25 protein-coding genes are annotated in these 24,810 nt (G+C 61.7%); 17 read left to right on the top strand and 8 right to left on the bottom strand.

What is annotated here, in order from left to right; genetic code table 11:
* The first annotated feature begins 103 nt into the window (after nt 1-103).
* The 3 genes from QRN54_RS12100 to QRN54_RS12090 are packed head-to-tail and all read left to right on the top strand — an operon-like array spanning nt 104 to nt 3,382.
* Nucleotides 104-553 (top strand): helix-turn-helix transcriptional regulator, encoded by a 450-nt coding sequence (locus QRN54_RS12100; RefSeq protein WP_030535180.1) that lies wholly within the window; start codon nt 104-106, stop codon nt 551-553.
* A 5-nt stretch (nt 554-558) separates the two neighbouring features.
* Nucleotides 559-969 carry a VOC family protein gene (locus QRN54_RS12095; RefSeq protein ID WP_003940539.1) on the top strand — a complete coding sequence of 137 codons (411 nt, stop codon included), beginning with the start codon at nt 559-561 and terminating at the stop codon, nt 967-969.
* Nucleotides 970-1,021: 52 nt separating this feature from the next.
* Nucleotides 1,022-3,382: an ATP-binding cassette domain-containing protein gene (locus QRN54_RS12090; protein WP_007731409.1), complete on the top strand. Its 2,361-nt coding sequence runs from the start codon at nt 1,022-1,024 to the stop codon at nt 3,380-3,382.
* Between the two features lie 13 nt (nt 3,383-3,395).
* On the opposite strand, the gene QRN54_RS12085 is transcribed toward QRN54_RS12090, so the two are convergent.
* The 6 genes from QRN54_RS12085 to QRN54_RS12060 all read right to left on the bottom strand — a co-directional run bounded on the left by QRN54_RS12085 (nt 3,396) and on the right by QRN54_RS12060 (nt 8,865).
* Entirely contained in the window at nt 3,396-4,379 is a 984-nt protein-coding gene (locus tag QRN54_RS12085) for an intradiol ring-cleavage dioxygenase (RefSeq protein WP_064073466.1), read from the bottom strand.
* 66 nt (nt 4,380-4,445) lie between these two features.
* Nucleotides 4,446-5,372, bottom strand: coding sequence for a PaaI family thioesterase (locus tag QRN54_RS12080; protein WP_064073465.1), 927 nt, complete (start codon nt 5,370-5,372; stop codon nt 4,446-4,448).
* Between the two features lie 44 nt (nt 5,373-5,416).
* Nucleotides 5,417-6,199 (bottom strand): pirin family protein, encoded by a 783-nt coding sequence (locus tag QRN54_RS12075; protein ID WP_003940511.1) that lies wholly within the window; start codon nt 6,197-6,199, stop codon nt 5,417-5,419.
* A 115-nt stretch (nt 6,200-6,314) separates the two neighbouring features.
* Nucleotides 6,315-7,061, bottom strand: coding sequence for a pirin family protein (locus QRN54_RS12070; protein WP_003939960.1), 747 nt, complete (start codon nt 7,059-7,061; stop codon nt 6,315-6,317).
* 1 nt (nt 7,062) lies between these two features.
* Entirely contained in the window at nt 7,063-8,028 is a 966-nt protein-coding gene (locus QRN54_RS12065) for a pirin family protein (protein ID WP_007731415.1), read from the bottom strand.
* Nucleotides 8,029-8,142: 114 nt separating this feature from the next.
* Nucleotides 8,143-8,865 carry an IclR family transcriptional regulator gene (locus tag QRN54_RS12060; RefSeq protein ID WP_003939719.1) on the bottom strand — a complete coding sequence of 241 codons (723 nt, stop codon included), beginning with the start codon at nt 8,863-8,865 and terminating at the stop codon, nt 8,143-8,145.
* A 138-nt stretch (nt 8,866-9,003) separates the two neighbouring features.
* Between QRN54_RS12060 and QRN54_RS12055 the strand changes: the two genes are divergently transcribed.
* The 6 genes from QRN54_RS12055 (at nt 9,004) to QRN54_RS12030 (ending at nt 14,473) form a co-directional block, all read left to right on the top strand.
* Nucleotides 9,004-9,453 carry a nuclear transport factor 2 family protein gene (locus QRN54_RS12055; RefSeq protein WP_007731417.1) on the top strand — a complete coding sequence of 150 codons (450 nt, stop codon included), beginning with the start codon at nt 9,004-9,006 and terminating at the stop codon, nt 9,451-9,453.
* Between the two features lie 49 nt (nt 9,454-9,502).
* Complete coding sequence (locus QRN54_RS12050; RefSeq protein ID WP_064073464.1) at nt 9,503-10,339, top strand: SDR family NAD(P)-dependent oxidoreductase; 837 nt, start codon at nt 9,503-9,505, stop codon at nt 10,337-10,339.
* On the top strand, nt 10,332-11,114 hold the full coding sequence (locus QRN54_RS12045; protein WP_064073463.1) for an SDR family NAD(P)-dependent oxidoreductase: 783 nt from the start codon (nt 10,332-10,334) through the stop codon (nt 11,112-11,114). The genes QRN54_RS12050 and QRN54_RS12045 overlap by 8 nt, the downstream gene beginning before the upstream one ends.
* A complete protein-coding gene (locus QRN54_RS12040; RefSeq protein WP_050654819.1) occupies nt 11,111-12,568 on the top strand; it encodes an FAD-dependent oxidoreductase in 1,458 nt (485 codons plus the stop codon). Before QRN54_RS12045 ends, QRN54_RS12040 begins: the two co-directional genes overlap by 4 nt.
* Nucleotides 12,569-12,644: 76 nt before the next feature.
* Nucleotides 12,645-13,958 carry an MFS transporter gene (locus tag QRN54_RS12035; RefSeq protein ID WP_007731424.1) on the top strand — a complete coding sequence of 438 codons (1,314 nt, stop codon included), beginning with the start codon at nt 12,645-12,647 and terminating at the stop codon, nt 13,956-13,958.
* A gap of 26 nt (nt 13,959-13,984) precedes the next feature.
* Nucleotides 13,985-14,473, top strand: coding sequence for a nuclear transport factor 2 family protein (locus tag QRN54_RS12030; protein ID WP_030535188.1), 489 nt, complete (start codon nt 13,985-13,987; stop codon nt 14,471-14,473).
* A 68-nt stretch (nt 14,474-14,541) separates the two neighbouring features.
* Here the strand turns inward: QRN54_RS12030 and QRN54_RS12025 are convergent, their stop codons facing one another.
* Both QRN54_RS12025 and QRN54_RS12020 read right to left on the bottom strand, forming a co-directional pair.
* Nucleotides 14,542-16,182, bottom strand: a complete 1,641-nt coding sequence (locus QRN54_RS12025) for an ABC-F family ATP-binding cassette domain-containing protein (RefSeq protein WP_285182068.1) — start codon at nt 16,180-16,182, stop codon at nt 14,542-14,544.
* Between the two features lie 208 nt (nt 16,183-16,390).
* Entirely contained in the window at nt 16,391-16,948 is a 558-nt protein-coding gene (locus QRN54_RS12020) for a TetR/AcrR family transcriptional regulator (RefSeq protein ID WP_021332048.1), read from the bottom strand.
* Nucleotides 16,949-16,999: 51 nt separating this feature from the next.
* Here QRN54_RS12020 and QRN54_RS12015 point away from each other — a divergent pair, with 51 nt between their 5' ends.
* The 8 genes from QRN54_RS12015 (at nt 17,000) to QRN54_RS11980 (ending at nt 24,717) form a co-directional block, all read left to right on the top strand.
* Nucleotides 17,000-17,959, top strand: a complete 960-nt coding sequence (locus tag QRN54_RS12015) for a DMT family transporter (protein WP_064113427.1) — start codon at nt 17,000-17,002, stop codon at nt 17,957-17,959.
* Nucleotides 17,956-19,551 (top strand): amidohydrolase, encoded by a 1,596-nt coding sequence (locus tag QRN54_RS12010; RefSeq protein ID WP_285182067.1) that lies wholly within the window; start codon nt 17,956-17,958, stop codon nt 19,549-19,551. The genes QRN54_RS12015 and QRN54_RS12010 overlap by 4 nt, the downstream gene beginning before the upstream one ends.
* 516 nt (nt 19,552-20,067) lie before the next feature.
* Nucleotides 20,068-20,610: an alternate-type signal peptide domain-containing protein gene (locus QRN54_RS12005; RefSeq protein WP_285182066.1), complete on the top strand. Its 543-nt coding sequence runs from the start codon at nt 20,068-20,070 to the stop codon at nt 20,608-20,610.
* 3 nt (nt 20,611-20,613) lie between these two features.
* Nucleotides 20,614-21,168 (top strand): hypothetical protein, encoded by a 555-nt coding sequence (locus QRN54_RS12000; protein ID WP_285182065.1) that lies wholly within the window; start codon nt 20,614-20,616, stop codon nt 21,166-21,168.
* Nucleotides 21,165-21,800 (top strand): signal peptidase I, encoded by a 636-nt coding sequence (locus tag QRN54_RS11995; protein WP_285182064.1) that lies wholly within the window; start codon nt 21,165-21,167, stop codon nt 21,798-21,800. Before QRN54_RS12000 ends, QRN54_RS11995 begins: the two co-directional genes overlap by 4 nt.
* On the top strand, nt 21,793-22,389 hold the full coding sequence (locus QRN54_RS11990; protein ID WP_285182063.1) for a SipW-dependent-type signal peptide-containing protein: 597 nt from the start codon (nt 21,793-21,795) through the stop codon (nt 22,387-22,389). Before QRN54_RS11995 ends, QRN54_RS11990 begins: the two co-directional genes overlap by 8 nt.
* Nucleotides 22,390-22,396: 7 nt before the next feature.
* Complete coding sequence (locus QRN54_RS11985; protein WP_285182062.1) at nt 22,397-24,058, top strand: signal peptidase I; 1,662 nt, start codon at nt 22,397-22,399, stop codon at nt 24,056-24,058.
* A gap of 92 nt (nt 24,059-24,150) precedes the next feature.
* Entirely contained in the window at nt 24,151-24,717 is a 567-nt protein-coding gene (locus tag QRN54_RS11980) for an alternate-type signal peptide domain-containing protein (protein ID WP_050654813.1), read from the top strand.
* The last annotated feature ends 93 nt before the right edge of the window (nt 24,718-24,810 follow it).

Here is a 24,810-nt window from a genome sequence, read left to right as displayed (position 1 = left end):
CTTACACGATCATGACGAACTGCTCGGTGTGTGCGCGATCGCTCCACGCCGAGTTCATCTCTTGTGCTGGGCAACGTCGGTATGGCATGGCACGATCGAATACGTGACCAGCAGACCTGCCGCAGATCCGCACCTGCAGGACCTCGCGCGACTGCGACGTGTGCGAGACCGTATCGACCGGGAGTACGCGCGGCCTCTGGACGTGGAGGCGCTCGCGCGGGGAGTGAACATGTCTGCGGGGCATCTCAGTCGCCAATTCCGTCAGGCATACGGAGAACCGCCGTACGCCTACCTGATGACCAGGCGAATCGAGCGAGCGATGGCGTTACTGCGGCGCGGAGACCTCAGTGTCACGGACGTCTGCTTCGAGGTCGGTTGCAGCTCTCTCGGCACTTTCAGCAGCAAGTTCACCGAATTGGTGGGGGTTCCGCCCAGTGTCTATCGGCGTGAGGCCGAGCAGTCGACGGCAGGAATGCCGTCCTGCGTGTCCAAACAAGTCACCAGACCGATCAGGAATCGAGAAGCGCAGACCGCGCAGCCGCAATTAACGTGATCGCCATGGACATCACCATTCACTCGAGTTTCCTTCCGCAGGACGACCCTGAAGCCGCCCTGAACTTCTATCGCGACACGCTCGGCTTCGAGGTTCGCAACGACGTCGGCTACGACGGGATGCGTTGGATCACGGTGGGGCCGCCCGGCCAGCCCGGCACCTCCATCGTGCTGCATCCGCCGGCCGTCGATCCCGGAATCACCGACGAGGAGCGCCGCACCATCATCGAGATGATGGCCAAGGGCACCTACGGCGGACTTCTCCTGGCCACCAAAGATCTGGACGACACGTTCGAGCGGCTTCAGGCCGGCGACATCGACGTCGTCCAGGAACCGACCGAGCAGCCGTACGGCGTTCGCGATTGCGCCGTCCGGGACCCAGCGGGAAACCTGATCCGTATTCAAGAACTGCGCTGAGCCCGTCAACTGCGCTGAGACCGTCGGCGATCGACTGACAGATGGAGACACGATGACTGCCTTGCACACCGCAGACAGCCACGATTTGATCCGCGTGCAAGGCGCGCGGGTGAACAACCTCGAAGACATCAGTGTCGAGATCCCGAAGCGGAGGCTGACGGTATTCACCGGCGTCTCCGGTTCGGGGAAGAGTTCGCTGGTGTTCAGTACGATCGCCGCGGAATCGCAGCGGATGATCAACGAGACCTACAGCGCTTTCGTTCAAGGATTCATGCCGACGCTCGCGCGGCCGGACGTCGATGTTCTCGACGGCCTGACCACCGCGATCATCGTCGATCAGCAGCGGATGGGAGTCGACCCGCGCTCGACCGTCGGAACCGCCACCGACGCCAACGCGATGCTCCGCATTCTGTTCAGCCGTCTCGGAAAGCCTCACATCGGTTCGCCTCAGGCGTTTTCGTTCAACGTGGCCTCGATCTCCGGAGCAGGCGCGGTCACGATGGAACGCGGCGGACGTCAGACGAAAGAGCGTCGCAGCTTCAAGATCACCGGCGGCATGTGTCCGCGGTGTGAGGGACGAGGGGCGGTCAACGATTTCGATCTGACCGCGTTGTACGACGACACCAAGTCGCTCAACGAGAGTGCGATCACGGTCCCCGGCTACAGCATGGAGGGTTGGTACGGCCGGATCTACCGCGGCTGCGGTTTCTTCGATCCCGACAAGCCGATCAAGAAGTACACCAAGAAGGAACTGAACGATCTGCTCTACAAAGAGCCGACCAAGATCAAGGTCGAAGGCATCAACCTGACGTACACGGGTCTGATTCCGCAGATTCAGAAGTCGTTCCTGGCCAAGGACGTCGACGCGATGCAGCCCCACATCCGGGCGTTCGTCGAGCGGGCGATCACGTTCACCACCTGCCCCGAATGCGACGGGACGCGACTGAGCGAGGGGGCGCGGTCGTCGAAGATCAAGGGCGTCAACATCGCCGACGCCTGCTCGATGCAGATCAGCGATCTCGCGGAATGGGTCAGCGGACTGAAGGAGCCTTCGGTCGCGCCGTTGCTCACGACGCTCGGTGAAACGCTCGACTCGTTCGTGGAGATCGGACTCGGCTACCTCAGTCTCGATCGGCCGTCGGGAACCCTCTCCGGCGGTGAAGCTCAGCGCACCAAGATGATTCGTCACCTGGGTTCCTCGCTCACCGACATCACGTATGTTTTCGACGAGCCCACCACCGGCCTGCATCCGCACGACATCGCGAGGATGAACGACCTACTGCTGCGCCTGCGGGACAAGGGCAACACCGTGCTCGTGGTCGAGCACAAGCCGGAGACGATCGTGATCGCCGACCACATCGTCGACCTCGGTCCGGGTGCGGGTAGCGCCGGCGGAAACGTCTGCTTCGAGGGCACCGTCGACGGTTTGCGTGCCAGCGACACCGTCACCGGCCGTCACTTCGACGACCGGGCCGCAATCAAAGAGACCGTGCGGGAGTCCACCGGAGCAATCGAGATTCGTGGAGCGAACTCACACAACCTCCAAGATGTAGACGTCGACGTACCGCTCGGCGTACTGGTCGTGGTGACCGGTGTGGCAGGGTCGGGCAAGAGTTCGCTGATCCACGGCTCGCTCGCGAAACGCGAAGACGTGGTGTCGGTCGATCAGAGCGCGATCCGCGGCTCGCGTCGGAGCAACCCGGCGACGTACACGGGGCTGCTCGACCCGATTCGCAAGGCATTCGCCAAGGCCAACGGCGTGAAGCCGGCGCTGTTCAGTGCCAACTCCGAGGGCGCCTGCCCGACGTGCAACGGCAACGGCGTCATCTACAGCGACCTGGCGATGATGGCCGGCGTTGCCACTCTCTGCGAGGAGTGCGAGGGCAAGCGCTTCCAAGCCGAGGTACTCGAATACAAATTCGGTGGCAAGGACATCAACGAGGTTCTCACGATGTCGGTGGCCGAGGCCGAGGAGTTCTTCGGCGACGGTGAGGCCAAGACCCTCGCTGCGCACAAGATCCTCGTCCGACTGGTCGACGTGGGGCTCGGATACCTCACGATCGGCCAGCCGTTGACGACGCTGTCGGGCGGTGAGCGTCAGCGCATCAAGCTGGCAACCCACCTGGGCGAGAAGGGCGGCGTGTACGTCCTCGACGAGCCGACCACCGGACTGCACCTGGCCGACGTCGAGCAGTTGCTCGGCCTGCTCGATCGACTCGTCGATTCCGGTAAGTCAGTCATCGTGATCGAGCACCACCAAGCGGTGATGGCACACGCAGACTGGATCATCGACCTCGGCCCTGGTGCCGGTCACGACGGCGGTCGGATCGTCTTCGAGGGCACTCCCGAGGAACTGGTCGCCGACGGCTCCACCCTCACCGGAAAGCACCTCGCGGCATACGTCGGCAGCTGACCGGGCTCCTACCTCAGGCGTCGATACCCAGGTTGATGACGGCGAGGTAGGACCCGTCCGACTGCTTTTCGACGGTCATGAGGCCGGTGTCGTCGTAGATGCCGTCACTGGCGTTGTTCGTGTTGTTCTCACGACCGGTGTGCTCGCTGTACGGGGACTGCGAGTACACCTCGTCGAGAAGGGTCTCGTCGAAGAAGGTCTGCGACGTGAGGACCGTTTTCTTGTCGATGTGAACCTTGACGTGGATGTGGGTGGTGCGGCCCATGTACCAGCCGGGAAAGATCGTGGTGAACTGCGCGATGCCGTTTGCATCCGTGGTCTGGGCGCCGCGCAGGTAGGTGCCGTCGTCGGTGGTGGTGGCTTCGGTGTCGCCGACGCTGTACGAACCGTCGGAGGTCTCACCGGACCCTCCCATGCCGCCGCCCATTCCGCCGGTGGCGCCTGACGGTGGTTCGCCCATTCCGCCTCCGGGTGCACCTGACGGAGGTTCACCCATCCCGCCGGCCGGGGGAGTTCCGCCACCGCCGCCGCCGTTGGCGCTCAGCGAACCGGATTCGAAGCCGGAGTACACGCCGCCGGCGTCGCAGTGCCAGATCTCGACGACGGCGTTACTGACCGCGCCGATGCTGCCGTCGACGTTGCACTGGCTGTTGTCCTGCACGCGCATCGCAACCTGCAGCGTGGTGCCCGGACGGTCCTCGCGGATGTCGCCGCGAATGGAGTCGACGTCGAACCAGTAGGGACCCTGCGTCTCTTCCTTGCTCATGACACACTGCGGTGCTTTGGCCAGAAGTGCGGTGACAGCGTCGCCGGACGTGGCCGCGGCGGAAGTGCCGGAAGTGGTTGTCGTCGACGCAGCCGCAGCCGAAGTCGTCGTGGCGGTGCCACTGTTGCCGGAGCACGCTGCGATGAGCCCGCCGAGACTGATGGTTCCGCCGAGGGCGAGAGCCCGCCGACGGCTCACGCGCAGCCTGCTCGCTTCGATGTCTTTGTTCACGCCGCTGTACCTCCATTGTGTGGGCTGTTGTCTCAATGGTGGACGGGCGACCTGGTGCGGAACTGGTTATCCGCTGTGAACTTGCTGGGAGAGCATCTGAATGCTCGAAGTGGCCCGCACATAGACCTGTCCGCCGGCGTCGACGATGCGAGTTTCGATCAGCGCGAGCCTGCGCCCGGCACGAATCACGGAGGCCTCGGCGCGCAAGACCGGCCCGCCGATGTCGGGTGAGCGCAGGAAGTCGATCTTGTGGTCGAGGACGCGATAGTCCTGGTCGACGCGGGTCAGGGTCTGGGCAGACAGGCCAGTGATGGCGTCGACTGCCGAGATGAGGACACCGCCCTGAACGGCGCCCAACGGGTTGGCCATCCAGGCCACGGTTGCGAACTCACCGACGACGGAACCCGGGGTCACGTCGACGACAGCAAGATCGAGGAGACCGGCGAGTGGACCGCGTTCGAGTTTGCCGTCGCGGATTCCTTCGACGACGTCGGACCCGGACAACCCGCTCAGGTTGCTTGTCTTCTCCGGCGTCGGGACGGGCAGCGGCTCGCCCTCTACGTAGTCGTCGATTCCCACGACGGGGGGACGCGAGACCACCATGGCGCGACCGGCCATCACTGCCAGAAGGGTGCCGTTCTCGTCGCGAAGTTGCCCGGATGCGAGTCCGACGCCGTCGTCGAGATGCACGAGTGTTCCGGTGGCACCGACGTCCGCGATGTCGGGGATGTCGGCGCCCGCACTGACCGTGACCTGCGCGAGCACGGACTGATGGCCCGAGGTCAGTCCCGAGTACACCGCGCCACCCATGGCACCGTCGATCATGACTCCGATGGAACCGAGCACGGTCTTGCCACGGTGATCGTGGAATCGCTCGCCGACGGCCTGCGCGAAGGCCAGGTCCCCGGGCTCGACCGAAACGGCGCGCACACCCATCAATGTGTTGAGTGGGTCAAGCTTCTTGACGGGCGCGGCGGAGTTGTCGATGCTCATCTGTCGAGTATCTCCAGCGCGCCGAGTCCTGCCGAGACCGGGTCTCAACCACCGATACGTGAATGCATCTCCCAGACGAGGACTTCGGCCCCGGCGTCGGAGGTCAGCTGCTGGCCACCCGAATCGCTCAACCGGACAGCATCGCCTTCGTACAGTGTGCCGACGCCCTCCATCTCGGCAGTGCCCTGCGCGACGAAGACGTGCAGGAACCGTGCGCCCGGAAGATTCACGGAGGTGCCCGGCAGAATGCGTGCGACATGCATGGCGGCGTTCTTGTTGTTGATGCGAATCGCCGAATGATCCTTGTAGCGCTCCATCCCGGAGGCAACCGGGATCAGACCGCCGCGCAGCAACTCGTCGTCGATCTCGAGCTGTTCGTAACCGGGGGTCAGTCCACCTTCGTCCGGTACCACCCACATCTGGATGAAATGCACGGGGTCGGAATGCTGTTCGCCGCCGATACGCCACGAATCGTTCTTCTCACTGTGCATGATTCCGGTACCGGCGCTCATGCGCTGGGCGAGTCCCGGATAGATGACGCCGGTGTGGCCGATGGAATCCTGGTGCACGAGCGAACCGCGAAGCACCCAGGTCACGATTTCCATGTCCTTGTGCGGATGGGTGTCGAAACCGGTTCCCGCCAGTACGGTGTCGTCGTTGTTGACGAGCAGCAATCCGTGATGAGTGTTGTCCGGATCGTAGTGCTGTCCGAACGAGAACGAATGTTTCGAATCCAGCCAGGAGACGCGGGATTTCAAGCGATCGCCGGAGCGGTGCACATCGATGTGCGGTGTCGTCCGTGGGGCCTGTGCTCGACCAGATGCCATGGCTCCTCCTTCTGTACCACCGGGATCCACCACAATCGGGATCCGCCACTACCGGCATCCACCCTACGACGAACCTGCTGTGTAGTCCGAACATTGGGCGTACTCGGTGGTGTCGTCAGTTCGTCGACGCGTGCATCTCCCACACGAGTATCTCCGCATCGCCGATTCCCTCGACTCGTTGACCGCCAGTATCCTTGAGTCGCAACGAATCTCCCGGACCGAGCAATCCGACTCCCTCGACGTCGACAGTGCCACCGGCGATGAAGCCGTGCACGTACGGCGCATCCGGGAGAGATACCGACCCACCGGTCTCGAGGCGAGCAACATGCAGTGCCGCATGTTTGTTGTGCAAGCTGATCGCGCTGTGATCGCGATGCGCGGGCATCCCCGACGCCAGGGTGATCAGGCCACCGCCGTCGAGTTCGGAGTTGATGTCGAGTTCCTGATAGCTCGGAGTCACTCCGGATTCGTCCGGGGGTATCCACATCTGGACGAGGTGAACGGGCTCGGTGACACGCGAGCCGTCGGCCCGGAAGCGATCGTTGCGCTCGGAGTGCAGGATTCCGGTACCGGCGCTCATTCTCTGCGCGAGTCCGCGATGGATGACCCCGGAGTGCCCAGCGGAATCCTGGTGAACCAGAGATCCGCTGAGCACCCACGTCACGATCTCGGTGTCGCGGTGCTGATGAGTGTCGAAACCGTAGTCGGCTTCGATGATGTCGTCGTTGTTCACCAACAGAAGTCCATGCGCGTACGCGGCGTGATCGAAGTTTCCGGCGAAGGGGAAACTGTGACGCGCCGTGAGCCAGCCGTAGTTGAGATGCGCGCGTTCGTCAGCTCGCTGGACGACTACCGACGACATGTCAGCTCAGCGTCTCGTGTGCCGCCGGGATGGATCCCAGGCGTCCGGCCTGGAAGTCCTCGAAGGCCTGCATGACCTCGGACTTGGTGTTCATGACGAACGGCCCGGCCATCGCGATGGGCTCACGAATCGGTTTGCCGCCGAGGATGAATACCTCGAGAGATTCGGTCCGTGAATCCTGGCGATCGGAGGCGGCGACGGTGATGGAGTCACCGCGTCCGAAGACAGCTGTCTGTCCGACACGAATGGGCCGACGCTCTGCCCCGACCGTGCCTTCGCCGGCGAGCACGTAGACGATCGCGTTGAACTCGGGGTTCCACGGAAGCGTCAGGCTCGCACCCGGGGCCACAGTCGTGTGGGAGAGCGCGATCGGTGTGTACGTCGAACCAGGTCCGGCGTGGCCGGCGATGTCTCCGGCGATGACGCGTACCAAGGCTCCGCCGTCCGGCGAGGAAAGCAGGGCCACCTTGTTACCGGTGATGTCCTGGTACCGCGGAGATGCCATCTTGTTGTCGCGAGGCAGGTTGACCCACAGTTGGACGCCGTGGAAAAGGCCGCCGCTGAGGACGAGGTGCTCCGGCGGAGTTTCGATGTGGAGGATGCCGCCACCCGCGGTCATCCACTGGGTGTCGCCGCCGCCGATAATGCCACCGCCACCGTTGGAGTCCTGGTGCTCCATGATGCCGTCGATCATGTAGGTCACGGTTTCGAAGCCGCGGTGCGGGTGCCACGGTGTGCCCTTGGGTTCTCCGGGTGCGTAGTTGACCTCGCCCATCTGGTCCATGTGGATGAAGGGATCGAGGGCGGAGAGGTCGATGCCGGCGAAGGCGCGGTGAACGGGAAAGCCTTCACCTTCGTATCCGACCGGTGCGGTGGTGATGCTCTTGACGGGGCGGTCGACTGCTGACTCTGCCGGCTCGTCGAGACGGGGCAGGGCCAAGATGTTCTCGACTGTCACAGCAGGCATGTCGTACTCCTTGTATCCGTGAAGCTGATGTCAGGTAGTTGATTGTTCAACTATCTCATTCGGAGTCAACAAAGTCGAGCCCCGGGTATTCCCGGGGCTCGACTGGTGTTCGGATCAGCGCAACATGCTGCCGAGGGTTTTTGCCGCTGCCATGACCTCGGCGCCCAGCGCTGCTTGGTCCTCGGAGTCGAACACGGAGATTCCGAGGCTGGAGATGGCGTCGCGGCGTCGGCCGGGGATCACCGCCGAGATTCCCAGGACCGACGGGATGACCTCGCCGACGGTCACTGCGTAGCCGCGTGCGCGTGCCGCCGTCACTTCCTCTCGTTCCCCGCTCGTCGGCGGGAGTGAGGCAAGGATGGAGAGCCCGGCGGAGCCGCGGTCGATCGGATCGACCTGCCCTGGATGAAACGCGACGTGAACCTTGGCGCTGCGCGGTTCGACCACCATCAGCGCGCGCACTTCGGTATCGCTCTCGCGGACCACCAGGTGCGCTGTCGCCTCGGTGGCCTCGGCAAGTTCTTGAAGTATCGGGCGAGCGAGAGTGCGCAAATCCTGTTCCACCGGTTCGGCGAGGGTGACCAGGCCGGCGCCGAGAGTGACGCGCTTGAAGGAGTCCTTGCGGCACAGGTGATGAGCCTCGAGCGTGCGGATCAACCGATGTGCGACGGTTCGGTGGACTCCCACTCCGTCGGCGATGTCGGTGACCGACAAGCCGTGCGGATAGGACGTCAGGAGTTCCAGGATCTCGAGTCCGTGGTGCAGCGTTTTCGACATGCTGGAGTCCACTTGAACTGCACTTTTGCGCGGTCGGTGTTCCTCGCTCAGCTCTGACATCAAATCCCTTTCTTGACGTTTGTGAGGTATGCCACCTACGCTTTGAACATATCGCACAGTGTGTGCGATTATCGCACACTTTACGAAGCTGCACAACCTTCGGGTGGATGCAGCGCAGCGTGTTCGGAGAGAACCTTCATGAGCAACTACAGCGTCGTGGCAACGGAGGACGTTGCCGCAATCCACCAGCTGTACGGCCACCAGAGTCATTGCATAGACTCTGGGCGCCAGCAGGATTGGGCGCAGACATTCACCGATGGCGGTGAGTTTCATTCCCCCAGTTATCCGGAACCCGTGGTCGGTTTCGACGACCTTGCGGCTTTTGCTGCTCGCTTCTTCGCGGCGGCGGAAGCTGCCGACGAGGTGCATCGCCACGTTCTGACCAATCTCGTCGTCGAGGCGGTGGACGAGAGTGCTCTCACAGTGCACGGGTACCTGCAGATCGTTGCCACCGCTCGCGGCGGAGACTCGCGACTGGTGCGGATGACAACTGTCACAGATCACGTGGTTCGGGTCGGTGAGGAGTGGAAGATCGCCCGCCGCACCGTTTCCCGCGACGACGCGCCCCGAGCGTCCGAACAAGCTTGAAGTGCCGAAATGTTTCTTGCACAACAATATTCAGTAGGAGAAGTACATCATGACCGAAAGCTCTGACCAGACGAACCCGGGCCGTACCGTTGTGACGCAGATGTCGGCGGTGTACCCGGAGTTGGCAGGCAAGGTCGCAGTGGTGACCGGCGCGGCTCAGGGTATGGGTGCGACGTTCGCCGAAGGACTGGCAACGCGCGGCGTACATGTCGTCGGCGCCGACATCAACGAAGAGCAGATGCTCGCCACGGCCGCACGAATCAACACGGACCTCGAATCGAATGCACTGGCGGACAAGCCGGGTCGCGTCGTCGGAGGTCGGGTCGACGTCACCAAGCCCGACGAGCATGAATTGCTTGCACAGTTGGCGTTGAAGGAGTTCGGCCGGGTCGATTTCTGGATCAACAATGCGGGTATCTTCCCGTTTGCGCTGGCCGAGGAGATCACCCCGGAGCAGATCGGCGCAACGCTGAGTGTCAATGTCGAAGGAGTGCTCTACGGTGCGCAGGCGGCGGCACGTCACCTCGGTCCCGGCGGCGCCATCGTCAACATGTCTTCGGTGTCTGCGCTGCGTGTGCGGAAGGGGAGGGGCGCATACTGCACGTCGAAAGCTGCCGTTGCGCACCTCACGGAGTCTCTCGCAGTGGAGTTCGGCGACAAGGGTATTCGGGTCAACTCCATTGCACCCGGCTACATCGACACGGCGATGACGAAGTGGGTCCAGGAAGATCCGATCGCGCTCGCGAACGCACTCGACGCGGTACCGCTGCATCGTCTGGGCTCGCCCGAAGAGGTCTTCGGCCCGCTGCTGTTCCTGCTCTCGGACAGCGCGCGTTACGTCACCGGGCACAGCATTGCGGTGGACGGTGGTTCGCGGCATGTCTGAGTCCACGACATATCCCGGCGTCGTTCTCGTTACCGGCGGTGCTGCCGGGATGGGAGCGCATCACGCGCGCACTCTCGCCGCGCGCGGTTCGCATGTCTGCATTGCCGATGTTTCGGATTCATCCGGCGTGGTCGACGACATCGTCGCCGCAGGCGGATCGGCATCCGCTCATATTCTCGACGTCACCGATGCCGAGGCCTGGGACCGGGTTGTCGACGAAATTCGCACCACCCGTGGGGAACTCGGCGGACTGGTCAACAATGCCGGTATCTCGCGTCGGCTCGAATTCATGGACACCCCGAACGACATCTGGGAGCTGACCATGAAGATCAACCTCTTCGGCCCGTTCTACGGTATGAAGGCGGTGGCGCCGCTGATGCGCGAGAGTGGTGGCGGATCGATCGTCAACATCTCGTCCATCGCCGGTCAGATCGGATACTTCTCTCCGGCTTACTCGTCGAGCAAGTGGGGTCTGACCGGTCTGTCGAAGTCGGCCGCAGGCAACTTCGCGCAGTGGGGGATTCGCGTCAACTCGGTGCACCCGGGACTGGTCGGTACGGCGCTGCTCGGCGGCGCGAACGACTTCGTCGCCGCGTCACTGAAGTCGGTTCCCTTCGGACGCATGGGAACTCTCGACGAGATCACCGAAGCAGTGCTGTTCCTGCTCTCGAACAGTTCCACCTACACCACCGGTACGGAACTCACTGTCGACGGCGGGTTGGTGTCGAACGGTCTTTACCACCGCATCATCGCGGAGACTGGAGAACTTTCATGACCGAACACTGGGACGTCGTTGTCATCGGTGGCGGCGGAGCAGGTCTCGCCGCTGCGGTGTCGGCAGCTGAAGAAGGCGCATCCGTTCTGCTGTTCGAATCCGAAACCGAACTCGGTGGATCCACCGCGCTGTCGGCCGGCATCTTCACGGCCGCCGGAACGAGCGTGCAGGCCGGCCTCGGCGTCGACGACTCGGCAGAGAAGTTCTTCCAGCACTACATGGACCTCAACCAGTGGATGCTCTCACCCGGATTGATTCGTGCGTTCTGCGAAAACGCCGGTCCGACACTGGAATGGCTCATCGGACTCGGCGTCGAGATTCCCGCGACGATCTCGGGTAACGCTCACCAGCCGGGACTCGCCCAAGCCGGCGTCGAGGACGTCTGGCGCGGCCACGTGCCCAAGGACCAGGGATACGGACTGATTCAGGTGCTGGACAAGGCTCGTCGTAAGCACGGGATCGAGGTCATCTTCGGAACACGGGTGCAGAAGCTGATCGAGGAAGACGGTCGGGTTGTCGGCGTTGTCGCCGACGACATCGAGGTGCCTGCGGGCGCCGTCGTTGTTGCCTCCGGTGGATTCGCGCAAGATCCGGGTTTGGTGGAACGCCACTTCCCGGACGCGAACAAGGCCGGAGAGGCCTTGTTCGTCGTCGCAGCCGAGGGGAGCCGCGGAGACCATCTTCGTTTTGCCGAAGACCTCGGTGCTTCCCTGGCGGGCGACGGCTGGGGTCTGATGCTGCCCACCGTCTACTTCCAGCGATTCCACCACTGGCAGGCCGGCTTTCCGCCGAAGTCGCGGATCTACGTCAACCAGGACGGCCGTCGTTTCATGGACGAGGACAGCTCGTACGCGGTCTCGACCGGCATCATCGACCATCAGGGTGGATACGGTTGGATGATCTTCGACGAGAACGCTCGCGTGAATCTGGCTCCAGGATATGCGGATTGGAATCCCGAACGCATCGAGGAAGAAGTTGCCGCCGGTGGCACGATTCGTGCGGACACGATCGAAGACCTCGCAGTGGCTACGGGTGTTCCGGTTGCGACGTTGGCGCAAACCCTGCGTCGATGGAACGACCAACTGCCCAGCGGTCACGACGACGACTTCCTCCGCCATCGCACGTTGCGGAACAAGGGTGCCGTCGGCAATCCGGATCCTATTGCGACAGCTCCGTTCTATGCCGCGAAAATCCTTCCGGCAGAGCTCGTCTGTACGCATGCGGGAATGGAGATCAACACCGATGCCGCCGTGCTCGGCAGCACCGGAGTACCTATCGAGGGTCTGTACGCCGCAGGTGAGGCCGGCGCCGGAATCCTCGGACTGAGATACGTGGGCGGCGGCAATGCGGTTGCCAACGCTTTGACCATGGGCCGCGTAGCGGGACGTAATGCGGCGAATTACACCAGGACCAGCGCTGAGAGCGCACCGGTCCATTCCATCGCGCACTCCTGACGTCCGACGTCTGCGCGGCACCGAATCCAGTCAGTATCCAATCCAGGCAGGGAACAACATGTCAGAGAATGAGACCATGGCGAGAGCCGAATCCACCGAGGGCAGCAGCGTGGCAACCGAACGACAGTCGACGACGAAGGTAATTCGCGCGGCCATCGTCGGTACCGTCGTCGAGTACTACGACTTCGGTATCTACGGATACATGGCCACGACGATCGCCGCGCTGTTCTTCGTTTCCCATGACCCGAACGCAGCACTGCTCGGTACCTTTGCAGCATTCGCCGTGGCCTTCTTCCTACGCGTGCCCGGCGGCATCTTCTTCGGCCACATCGGCGACAAGTACGGCCGCAAGAACGCGCTGTCCTGGACCATCCTCCTGATGGTTCTCGCGACAGCCGGAATGGGCCTGCTGCCGACTTACGCCACGTTGGGTGTGTGGGCGACGTCCATCCTGGTTCTGGCTCGTTGCCTGCAGGGCTTCGCGGCCGGCGGTGAACTCGGCGGCGCCAACGCGTTCGTCTCCGAGTCCGCTCCCAAACGGTGGCGTGCGACGCAGACCTCGATGGTCAATACCGGCACCTACCTGGGTTCGCTGGCAGCTTCGCTCATGGCCCTCGGCCTGACGTCGGTGTTCTCGCAAGAGCAGATCCTCGAATGGGCTTGGCGTATCCCGTTCCTGCTCAGCCTGCTGATCGGTGGCATCGGTATCTGGATCCGCAGCCAGATGGAAGACACTCCTCAGTTCGAAGAACTGCAGGACAAGGGTGAGACCAAGAAGCTTCCCATCCGTGAGTTGCTCAGCACCTCCGGTGGCAGCGTCGTCAAGATCATCCTGCTGGGCGCACTCATCACCGGCGGTTACTACATCGCCTCGGTGTATGCCGCGACGTACCTGCAGACCACCGGCGGTCATTCGTCGCGCGTTGCTTTCCTTTCCACCTCTCTTGCACTGGTTCTCGGCGTCATCACGTTGCCGATCTCGGGATACATGGCAGACAAGTACGGGCGTCGGCCGGTGCTGTTCGCCGGTAGTGCCGCCGCAGTGGTTCTCGGAATCCCGATGTTCATGATGATGGCCGGTTCTGGCATCTGGCAGGCGGTTGTCGGTCAGTCAGTGCTCTTCATCTGCGTTTCCGTTGTCAACGGTGCTTCGTACGTGACCTATGTCGAAATGCTGAAAGCATCTGTGCGGTACAGCGGTCTGGCATTGGGTAACAACGTCACCAACATGTTCCTCGGTGGCACCGCGCCTTTCATCGCCACCTATCTCATCAGCTTGACCGGTAACTCTCTCGCTCCGGCTGGATACTTCGTCTTCTGTGCGGTGATCACCCTCGTCACGGTCTTCTTCATCAAGGAGACCAAGGGTGTTGAACTGCAGGTTGATTGATCATCGGGTAGAACAGGAGCCTGACCGTGTCCCTCGCTGACAAGCAAGAAATCACCGAAGTTCTGTATCGCTACGCTCGGGCCGTCGATCGGAAGGATTTCGACAGCGTGGCCCTCTGCTACTTCGACGACGCGATAGACAACCACGGTGGTTACATCGGAACCGTCGACGGGCTGATCGAAGACATGAAGCTCAGACACAAGACGATCGACTCGTCGATTCACTGCATTTCCAACATACTGATCGACGTCAACGGCGATGTCGCTCAGTGCGAGTCGTACTGTTTGTGCTTTCTGCGGCAAGAGCGTTCCGGTACGGATACGGTGCAGACGCTTGCGACGATCAAATGCCGTTACGTCGACAGGTTCGAAAGGCGCCACGGTGAATGGCGAATCGCCGATCGGATTGTCGTGTTCGACGAATCCCGTGAAGACGTGATCGAGAACATCCTGTCCACGGACTGGGTGACGCAACGTCGATCCTTCGACGATCCGGTGTACACCAGGACGCCTTGACCAGTAGTGCAGACGAAGGCCTTCACACACATCGTGTGTGAAGGCCTTTCGCCTGTTCACTTCTCGTGTCAGCCCACTGCGCCTGGTGCGGCGACCTCGGTCAAACGGCCGTCCGAGAGCCTGAGCCAGCGTTCGACCTTGACCTCGGCCAGGAATCTCTCGTCGTGGCTGACCACCACGAACGCCCCCTGATATGCATTCAGGGCACTTTCGAGTTGAGCAACGCTCACCAAGTCGAGGTTGTTGGTCGGCTCGTCGAGAAGAAGCAGCTGCGGGGCCGGATCGGCGAAGAGAACGCACGCCAATGTAGCCCGCAGTCGTTCACCGCCCGAGAGTGCAGCGACGGGAAGATGAGCACCCGCACCCCGAAAGAGGAAGCGCGCCAGGATGTTCATGCGTTCCGGTGCCGGTAGGCCTGGAGCAGACAAGGCAAAGTTCTCTGCGACGGTGCGTGCGGGGTCGAGTAGGTCGAGCCTCTGCGACAGGTATGCCACTCGACCGTCGGCTCGCGTGATCTCACCGGAAGTCGGCGCCACATCCCCGTTGACGATGCGTAGCAACGTCGACTTTCCGACGCCGTTCGGCCCGGTCAACGCGATACGCTCCGGTCCTCGAATGGCCAGGTCGATTCCGGAGTCGGCGAAGATCGCATGATCGCCGAACGCGAATTGCATTCGCTCACCGAGGAACACCGTCCGGCCGGCGGGTACATGTGTGCCAGGCAATTCGAGTGAAATCGTCTGGTCGTCTCGAAGAGCGCGGCCCGCTTTGTCGAGTCGGTCCTTCGCCGCGTCGACCCGGGCGAGGTGTGTCTCGTTGGCCTTGCCTGCCGACTCCTGAGCATTGCGCTTCATGGTCCCCGCAAAGATCTTGGGCAAGCCCGCGTTCCCGAGATTGCGGGCAGCGTTACTTGCGCGTCGCGAAGCACGTTCTCGGGCCTGCTGCAGTTCGCGCTTCTCGCGCTTGACCTCTTGCTCGGCGTTGCGGATGTTCTTCTCCACCACTTCGCGAGCCGAGCGTGCCGCGGCTTCGTAGTCGGTGAAATTGCCACCGTAGAAGCTGATCTCGCCGCTGTGAAGTTCGGCGATGCGGTCCATGCGGTCGAGTAGTCCTCGATCGTGACTGACCACCAACAGACAACCACTCCAGTCGTCGAGAACGTCGTAAAGCCTGCGGCGCGCGTCCAGGTCGAGGTTGTTGGTGGGTTCGTCGAGGAGAAGGACATCGGGGCGTCGCAGGAGTTGCGCCGCCAGTCCGAGCGAGACGACCTGCCCGCCGCTCAGAGTGTCGAGGCGACGATCGAACGTCATGTCGGCCAAACCGAGTCGACCGAGTTGGGCTCGCGTTCGTTCCTCGATATCCCAGTCGGACCCGATTGTCGTGAAGTGTTCTTCTCGTGTGTCCCCGGATTCGACTGCGTCCAACGCAGCGAGCGTCGGGGCGATGCCCAAGACCTCGGCAATGGTCAGATCGCCCGTCAGTGGCAGGTCCTGCGGAAGGTATCCGAGAACGCCGTCGAGGGACACACTGCCGGCGCGTGGCCGCAGCTGGCCGGCGATCAATCTGAGCAGAGTGCTTTTCCCGACGCCGTTCTGGGCCACCAGCCCGGTTCGGCCGCCGGGCACGGTGAATGACAATTCGTCGAAGACCGGAGTGTCGTCCGGCCAGGCAAAAGACAGATTCGAGCAAACGATGTAGGTATCGGACATGAATAGACCTCAGGTGTTGTGCGGGCGCGGCAACGCTGCTCCGCGAAGAGTCGGGTAAGTGAACGACAACATGGCCACGACGGCAGCGCTCCGAGGCGTCTGCCGGTGGCCGTCATGCCCGGTTTTATCCGGAGATGTCGAGTTCACCAACCATGTCTGATCCTTTTTGGTCTGTGTCGTTTCATCCGACGATAACAGGAGCCGGTATCTACATACGAGCAATACCGGCGCAGAGAAGTTCGACCAGTCGTCGATACACCCGATCCGGGTCGGTGCCGGCCGGTTGTCCCTCTACCGATTCGAGGATGCAGAAGCCGTGCAGCGCACTGCGAAGAGACCACGCCGCCTGCTCCGAATCATCCGGGCTCAGACCGTATCCCGCGATCACCTTGTTGATGACGTCGACCACCTCGCCGACGGCGGAGACCAGATCGGGATGCGGAGCAGTGGGGTAGCGGTCGGTGATGGCGTAGAGCCCGGGGTGTACTCGGACGAACGCACGCCATGCGTCCGCGAGCGCCATGACGGCGTCGTCGCGCGAGAGACCGACCGCGGCGGCACGCAGTTGTTCGGCGAGAAGGCTGCGTGCGAGGAGGCTGAGTTGATGGTGGACGTCGTCGACCCCGTCGACGTGTTTGTACAGCGCTGACTGCCGGACGTCGAGGGTCTCGGCGAGTTGACTCAGTACCAGAGCGTCGGCGCCTTTGCTGTCGACCAGATCGGCTGCGGCAGCGATCACGCGTTCACGGGTAACCGGAGTTCTCATGCACGCATCTTCCCTGTATGACAGGCTTCGCGTCGGTGATACATTATCACCATGAGTGATGAAGTATCGCCACGCGAGCTGTCCGGCGATCAACTACGCCGTCGTGACCTGCGCGTAGTCGTCACCGGTGCATGCATCCTCGGGTTGACCTCGGTGCTCTACGAACTCTCAGGAGTGTCTCCGTCGACGGGTGCATTCTTTCGGTGTCTCTATGCGCTCATCCCTCTCGGCATGCTCGTGCTCGTTCAGCGTCGTCGGTCACCCCGGCCTTCGGTCTCGGCGCCCTGGATCGTGAAGTCTCTACTTGCCGGCGCGTTCCTCGGAATCGATCTGGTGCTCTGGCACGAGTCGATTCATTCGATCGGGGCAGGTCTTTCGACTGTGATCCTGAATTTGCAGGTGCTGTTCGTCGCAATCCTCGGCTACGTTGTCCTGCGCCAACGGATCGGCCGGGAACTGGTCGCCAGCCTTCCGTTGCTCTTTGTCGGAGTTGCTCTGGTAGCCGGGACGAGCACAACGCTCACCGGGTCGAATCCTGCTGTCGGAGTGTCGTTTGCCGTGATCGCCGCAGGCGCGTACGCGGTCTACATCTTCCTCATGGGTCTGGCTACTCGGGCGGCGGGCAGAACGGCGTTGCCGATGTTCGTCTCGACGGGAGCCACTGCCCTCACGGCAGGTGCATACGGCCTCGTGAGTGGAACTTTGGATCTGACCCCTTCGCTCGTAGCTCAAGGCTGGCTTGTGCTGCTCGCGTTGGTATCTCAGGTGATCGGGTGGCTGCTGGTAGCCAGCGCCAGTCAGCGTCTGCCTGCCAGTGCAGTCGCCGCCAGCCTCGTGTTGCAATCGGCGTCAGCACTGTTGTTCGGCGCGGTGCTGCTTGCGCAGACCCCAACTCTCGTCCAACTTGCGGGTGCCGGAATGATTTTGGCCGGAGTGGTTGTGGCGACGCGGATACCCGCGAAGAAATCCTCGACGACTGTTGTCGGAAAACGAATGGAGACAAGCGTATGACCACGGCGGCTGACCACATCTACATCAACGGCGACATCAGGGCCATGGACGGTGCGGTCGGCGATAACGCCACCGCTGTGGCAGTCAAGGACGGCAGATTTGTCGCCCTCGGAACTGACGCCGAGATCTCGGCGCTGACCGATTCCGAAACCTCCGTTGTCGATCTCGCCGGAGCGGTGGTTGTGCCGGGGTTCATCGAGACGCACCTTCATCCGATGATGTGGGGTTTGATGCTCAGTGGGGTCGACGCAACGACGAATACGTGCCCGACCATCGAGAAGTTGATCACGGCGTTGGCCGCGCGGGCCGCGATCACACCACTTGGCGAGCCCATCGAAGCGTGGGGCTTCGACGACAGCCTCGTGGCGGAAGATCGAGGCCTGACCGCGGTTGATCTGGACAAGGCTTCCACCGATCATCCGATTCTGGTGCGGCACTTGTCTGCTCACGGAATCTATGTCAACTCGGTCGCACTGGAGAAGGCCGGGATCGATGCCACCACGGTCGATCCGGAGGGTGGTGTCATCGTTCGAGACAGCGACGGTGTACCCACCGGTGAACTGTGCGAGGTTCCGGCAATGTCTCTGGTGCACGGACTTGTTCCGGATATGAACCCGGATGCGTCCAAGATCGCGATGCTGCGGGCGCAGGAAGTCATGGCGTCGGTGGGCGTGACGAGTTTCCACGACATGTACGTCACGGCCGAGATGTACGAGGCGTACCGGCAACTCGACGCCGATGGTGACTTGAGGCTGCGTGCGCGCCTCTATCTCGGCCACGGGGTTCACGATCAGTTGGGTGAACTCGCCGATCCGACCGAGCGAGTTCGTGTGGGCGGCGTCAAACTCATTTCGGACGGGTCGATTCAGTTGCACACCGCTGCGCTGACCGCGCCGTACCACGATCTGGGCGGATGCCACTGCGGCGGAATGGCAATCCCGGCAGGTGCGCTCGGGGCACTCGTCGAGGAACATCACGCCGCCGGCCGACAGGTTGCGATTCATACCAACGGTGATCAGGCCATCGATTTTGCATTGGACGCAATTGCAGCGGCACGGACGGCGCACCCGGACATCGAAGTTTCGCATCGCCTCGAGCACGTTCAGACGTTGCGGGAAGATCAGATCGCGCGGATGGTCGAACTCGGGGTGGTGGCGTCGATCTTCGTGAACCACGTCTACTACTGGGGTGACCGGCACCGCGATCGTTTTCTCGGACCGGGTCGCGGCGAGCGGATCAGCCCCGTGGCGTCGGTCGTGGCGGCGGGGCTTGCCTACGCGCTGCATTGCGACTGCCCTGTCACTCCAGTGAACCCGCTCTTCACGATGAACACCGCCGTACATCGTGTGACGCGAGAAGGTCATGTTCTGGGTGCGGAGCAACGGGTTTCCGCGTCCGAGGCGCTGGCCGGCTACACAAGCGCAGCCGCTCGTCTCACCGGTGAGTCATCGGACAAAGGTCGGATAGCGGTGGGACTTTTGGCGGATTTTGTTGTGCTCGACGGAGATCCGCTGCGCAGCGATTCGACAGACTTGAATGAACTGTCGGTCCTGCGCACGGTTGTCGGAGGTGAGACCGTCTTCGAGGTGTAGGGCCTCCGCCTTAGCTTGTTGCTCGATTGTCGCTGCTTTCAAAGCGGAGGCAATCGAACGATCCCCAAAACAAACCAAAAGTTTGTAGAACTTGTTTCAGGTGAATTTCCGACTGTATGGACCATCCGGGCGAAGGTTACTTCAGCAAACGGGTTGCAACAAAGTGCTGCGTCTTTTAAATGATCCAGGTGAGAGGCGATTCTGTAGTCAAGTTCAGGTTTCAACAAGCTTCTGGACATTCGACCAGCTTTTCGCCAAAAATTCCTGATACGTGTGGTAAAAATCTAAACGACGCAAGCGGACGTCGACAGCACGAGAGAGGAATGACTCGTTCGCGAGAACGGCTCGCAATCTTTCCGCAACACGCTCTCGCTCTGCACTTACCGCTACGACCCCTCACTGACCACGGATGAACGAAACCCTCTGCCCGTACCAGGGCGCACATGACTGGATCCGACCAGCTTTCTCACCCTGCAAGCTCCCCGCCACGGGGACCAGACGAAAAGAGTGTTCTCCATGAACAAGGCAACCAAGGGCGCAGTCGCGGCCGGTGCAGCAGCACTTCTCCTCGCCGGTGGCGCGGGAACCATGGCGGCGTGGAACGCAAACGCACCGATGACCGGCGGAACGATCACCGCAGGTCATCTGACTCTCAGCGCCGATCCCTCTGCTCTGCCGAGTTGGACCGTCACCAATGGGGCAACAACGGAAACCAATGTCGACATCGCGAGCTATCGCGTTTCTCCCGGTGACAAGATCACCTACACAGGCAAGGTAAAGGTCGGTATCGACGGTAAGTATCTCAAGGCTCAAGTGATTGCCGACACGACCACGATTACCGGCTCGTTGGCTACTGCCCTGACAACCACGACCTCAACCACCCTCGCGGGGCAGCCGCTCACTCAGCTGACTGAAGCCAACGACGGCACGACAGTTGACGTTGTGGTGACCTTCGACTTCCCTAAGGGCACAGTGTTGCCTGACAACACAGCCAACAACGCCAGCCAGGACCAGACGGCAAGCTTGGCGAACTTCAACGTCAAGCTTGAACAGGTCTAAGGCTTGCGTAAGCACTACCGTTGGTGGGCAACTGCCGCCGCGCTGGTCATCGGACTGATCTTCGTATCGGTGCAACAGACCAGCGCGCGGTGGACGGCCGCTGAAACACTGTCCGGTGGCACGATCCAGTCCGGGATCCTCGACCTGACGGTGGGCAGTGCCGGGAGCGGCCAGAGCAGTTACGACTTCACTGCTCTGAGCGCCACCGGTATGTTCCCCAACGCATATGCACAGGCTCCGTTGACAGTTCACAACTCCGGTAGCGTTCCACTCAATTACCGGATCCAGAACGTCACGCAGTCTTCCGCTGATGTTCCGCTCGCGTTGGTAGTAACGCCAGTGACTACCGAAGCCGGTTGCCCTGCCCAGGGCGCAGCTGCCGGCACCGCGATCTACGACGGTCCCATGGTCGGCGCTCAGGTACCGACAGCTTCGGGATGGCGCACGGTTGCTGCTGGCAGTACCGAAATCTTGTGCCTGCGTGGCACTGTCGGTCCTGACGTCGCATCGGGTGTTTCCACGAGCGTGCATTTCTCGTTCGAAGCGGAGTCGGTATGACGCACACAGTGAAGGGTTCTGATCAGAGAACCGGCGCCTGGTGGTGGATCCGCAATATTGTCTCGTGGGCTCTGCTGCTGGGTGTTCTGGCGATTCTGTTGTCGACGGTCGTTGTTCCACGTTTGACGGGGTCGACGCCCTTCACTGTGTTGACCGGTTCGATGCAACCCACCTATCCACCCGGCACCCTCATCGTGGTGAAACCGCAGGACGCTGACCGATTGCAGGCAGGCGATGCGATCACCTATCAGATCGAGTCCGGGAAGCCCGACGTGGTTACGCACCGCATCATCATGGTGCGACTCAACTCCGCCGGTGATCTCACCTTCGTCACGCAAGGCGATGCAAATCCGATAGCAGATCAGAATCCCGTTGTACCGGAGCAGATTCGCGGCAAGGTGTGGTACAGCGTGCCGTATATCGGATACGTGTACAACGCCATCACGGGACAGATGCGCTCGGTGATGCTGACGGTTGTCGTCGGCGCATTGTCGATCTATGCCGTGTTCATGTTCGTCGGATCGGTCCGTGACCGTACCCGGCGACGTTCTGCGTCTGCAGACTCCCAACCTTCCGAACCGAGTGCGTCGGCGCCTCGAGTTGAGCAGCAAGAAAGGCACAGCCATGTCTAAGCACGAGGAGCAGCAGGCGCCCGCCTCGCTCGGTACACGTCTGGTCGGGGGCGCAACCAGCGGCCGCGCACGCGCGATCATGTCGGTGGGAATTGTTCTGGGCCTCGGTGCCGTTGGCACTCTTGCTGCGTGGACTGACAACGCTACAGCGACTTCCGGCGTATTCAGCACCGGTTCGATCGAGATGAAGCTCAACGGTGACCCGGGAGATCCGACTGCTTACGGCTTCACCGCGTTGACCAAGACGGGCATGATGCCCGGCGACAGTGTCACGGCAACTCTTCCAGTGCAGAACACTGGCGCGGCACAGTTCAAATACACCATGGCAGCAACCGCAACAGGCGAGGCCGCGCTCGCCCCCTTCATGAAGGTGACTGTTCTCGATCAGAGTTGCACCACCGTTATCGCCGGTCCGGTCGGCTTGTCGACGACTGCCGCGACTCCGATCATCACCACGGGACGCCAGTTGGCTGCGAATTCAGGTTCTGAGACTCTGTGCTTCAAGGTTGCGCTCGATACGGGAGTGCTTTCGGCACAACAGAACAAGTCGATGAATGTTTCGTTCCAGTTCGCGGCGACGACGGCCTGAGGTGACCATGTCTGATCACACAACTCCCGGCAGTTCGAGATCGGCACGTGCCGGTCGCGAACTCGCGCTGACAGTAGGGGCGGTGGCTGGACTCATCTGCGTTCTCGCCGCCGCGGCCTCGATGCTGTTCGGCATCAAGCCGCTCGTCTTCCGTTCGGGTTCGATGTCTCCCGAAATCGCCACTGGCTCAATGGCATTGGCCCACACCGTGCCCGCCACTGATCTCGCAGTGGGCGACGTCGTAAGCGTCGTTAACGGCCAGGGTACGCGGATCACACACCGCGTGTACGAACTTGACCAGCAGGCCGGCAACTCTGTCACGGTGACTCTCAAAGGCGACGCAAACGCCAAGCCTGACGCGGAGCCCTACTTCATCACAGAGGCCGACCGGATCTTCTTCAGCGTAAGCGGTTTGGGCTATGCGATTGCCTGGCTTTCCAGCCCACTAGCGATCTTCCTCGGTGGGGCACTGGTCGGCGGACTGGTGATCATTGCGTTCCGGCCGAACTCTCGCCGTAAGGATTCGGATGACGGTCCGAGCGGAGGAATCGGCAGCGTAGACACGGAAGCCGCTGCAACAATGGAGTTTCCGATGGTTTCTTCGAGCAGCGGGACAGGCGGGCACAGCTCGGCGTTCTCGCTCCGAAAGCTTACGGTTCTCGGTGTTTCAGCATTTGCACTGATCGGTGTTACGCAGGTGGGTGGCACCGCAGCGGCTTTCACGGATAACTCAACTGCAACCAGTGGTGCTTTGCAGGTCAGCTCAAATGTCCTCCCCAAGCCTGGGTCGATCAGTTGCGGCAACAGCGGATCGGCAGGATTCCGGTGGACCAAGATAACTTGGCCGCATATGGGCTCTCCATTCACATACAGGGTGCTGGTCTACAGGGACAACAGCGAGCTTCGGTATACAAAGAACGTCGATCCGGGAGTCAATGCTGCGATCGGTGCATCACAGCTGGTGGAATTAGGTGCTGGCGAACTCGGCATTCACACGAACTGGAATTACACGGCGAGAATCTACAGCGTAAACCGCGTCACCGGCGAAATCGGCACTGAGTGGGGTGGCTATAATTTGAGGCAGGCCACAACGAATGACGTCGTCTGCGGCAGCGGGAACTCAGGGAATACGGCAGCGGCTTTCGTCGAAACGGAACCGCTTGCTCGCGGAGTAGCACCGACAACCACGACGGCTGCCGAGACCACCACGACAAGTGCACCGACAGGAACGTCGACGACGGCTCCCACTACGACTGACGTGACAACCACGACCGGCGCCCCACTGACAACGGAGTCCTCGACCAGCACTACGACTCAGTCGACAACTCCGACAACAACAACTGATGCGACCACCACGACAACCACAACCACGAAGCAACCGCCGGTGGCTTTGGGTGCGGCCGAGACGTCGCTGACTGGCTACGACGCAACGTTGATGCAGGACGGTGCCAGCGTCGCGGTGGTGGTCACCGACAGTTCGGGTGCAGAAGTGTCGAGCACACCGGTGAGCGCCACTGCAACCGTGATGTGGCAGTCCGATGCAGACGAGCTGTGGATCATGGACGGCGCCAACGTCTATCGCGTCAACGCCGAAACAGGGGTCTCGGAAAAGAACCCCTCCGGCGAAGCTCCCGCAGAGATCGCTGCCTGGATCGACGGGCAGAAGTGATGAATATAGAAGAGACGGAATTCGGGAACGGGAGAGTTCGAATGAATAATCGCATCGTTCCTGCAAGTCGATGGAATACGCGACGTACCAAAATGATCGGCACATCGCTGGTCATGCTCGGAGGGGCGGCATTCCTGACTGGCTGTGCTGATACCGGCTCGTTGGGTTCGTCCGGCGGCGGTAAGCCCACCACGACCACGTCCGTTCCGGCCACAACTACGCCTGTGGTGACTACTCCGGTCGAATCCGGTTCGTTGGCGCTGAAAACCGTCACCGCACCTACCTGGACGGATCAGAACGGTCCGATCGATCTGTCGACGATGGTTGTCGTGCCGGGCGACGTTCTGACCTACCACGCCAGTTTCGCGTTGGAGATCAAGGGAACTGGAATGAAGGCAAAGCTGTCGACCAGTGATCTGGGTGTCTCCGGCGGAGCTGCGCTGGTTGCCCAGCTGAAGCCGGTCACCGAAGTCAAGCTCGACGGGGTGCCAGTGCCTGTCGGTGCCGACGGAACTGTGGTCAGTACGGCGAAGGACGGCAAGATAGTCGACGTGGCAATACGTTTCACCTTCGACAAGGATTCCGCGACAGCGTTGTCGATGGATCAGTCGTTGAACTTGGCGCGATTCGACGTGAATCTGGTGCAGATTCCCGCATGATGTCGGTGCGGACAACACGAGCGCTGTAGCTGTTCAGAAGTGAGGCCGGGTAGCAAATCTGCTATCCGGCCTCACTTTGTGAATTGTTGTAGG

The sequence above is a fragment of the Rhodococcus sp. MEB032 genome, assembly GCF_030208925.1.
Taxonomy (GTDB): Bacteria; Actinomycetota; Actinomycetes; order Mycobacteriales; family Mycobacteriaceae; genus Rhodococcus_F; species Rhodococcus_F qingshengii.
The sequence above is the reverse complement of the archived record's forward strand: the minus strand, read 5'-3'. Positions and strand labels throughout refer to the sequence as shown.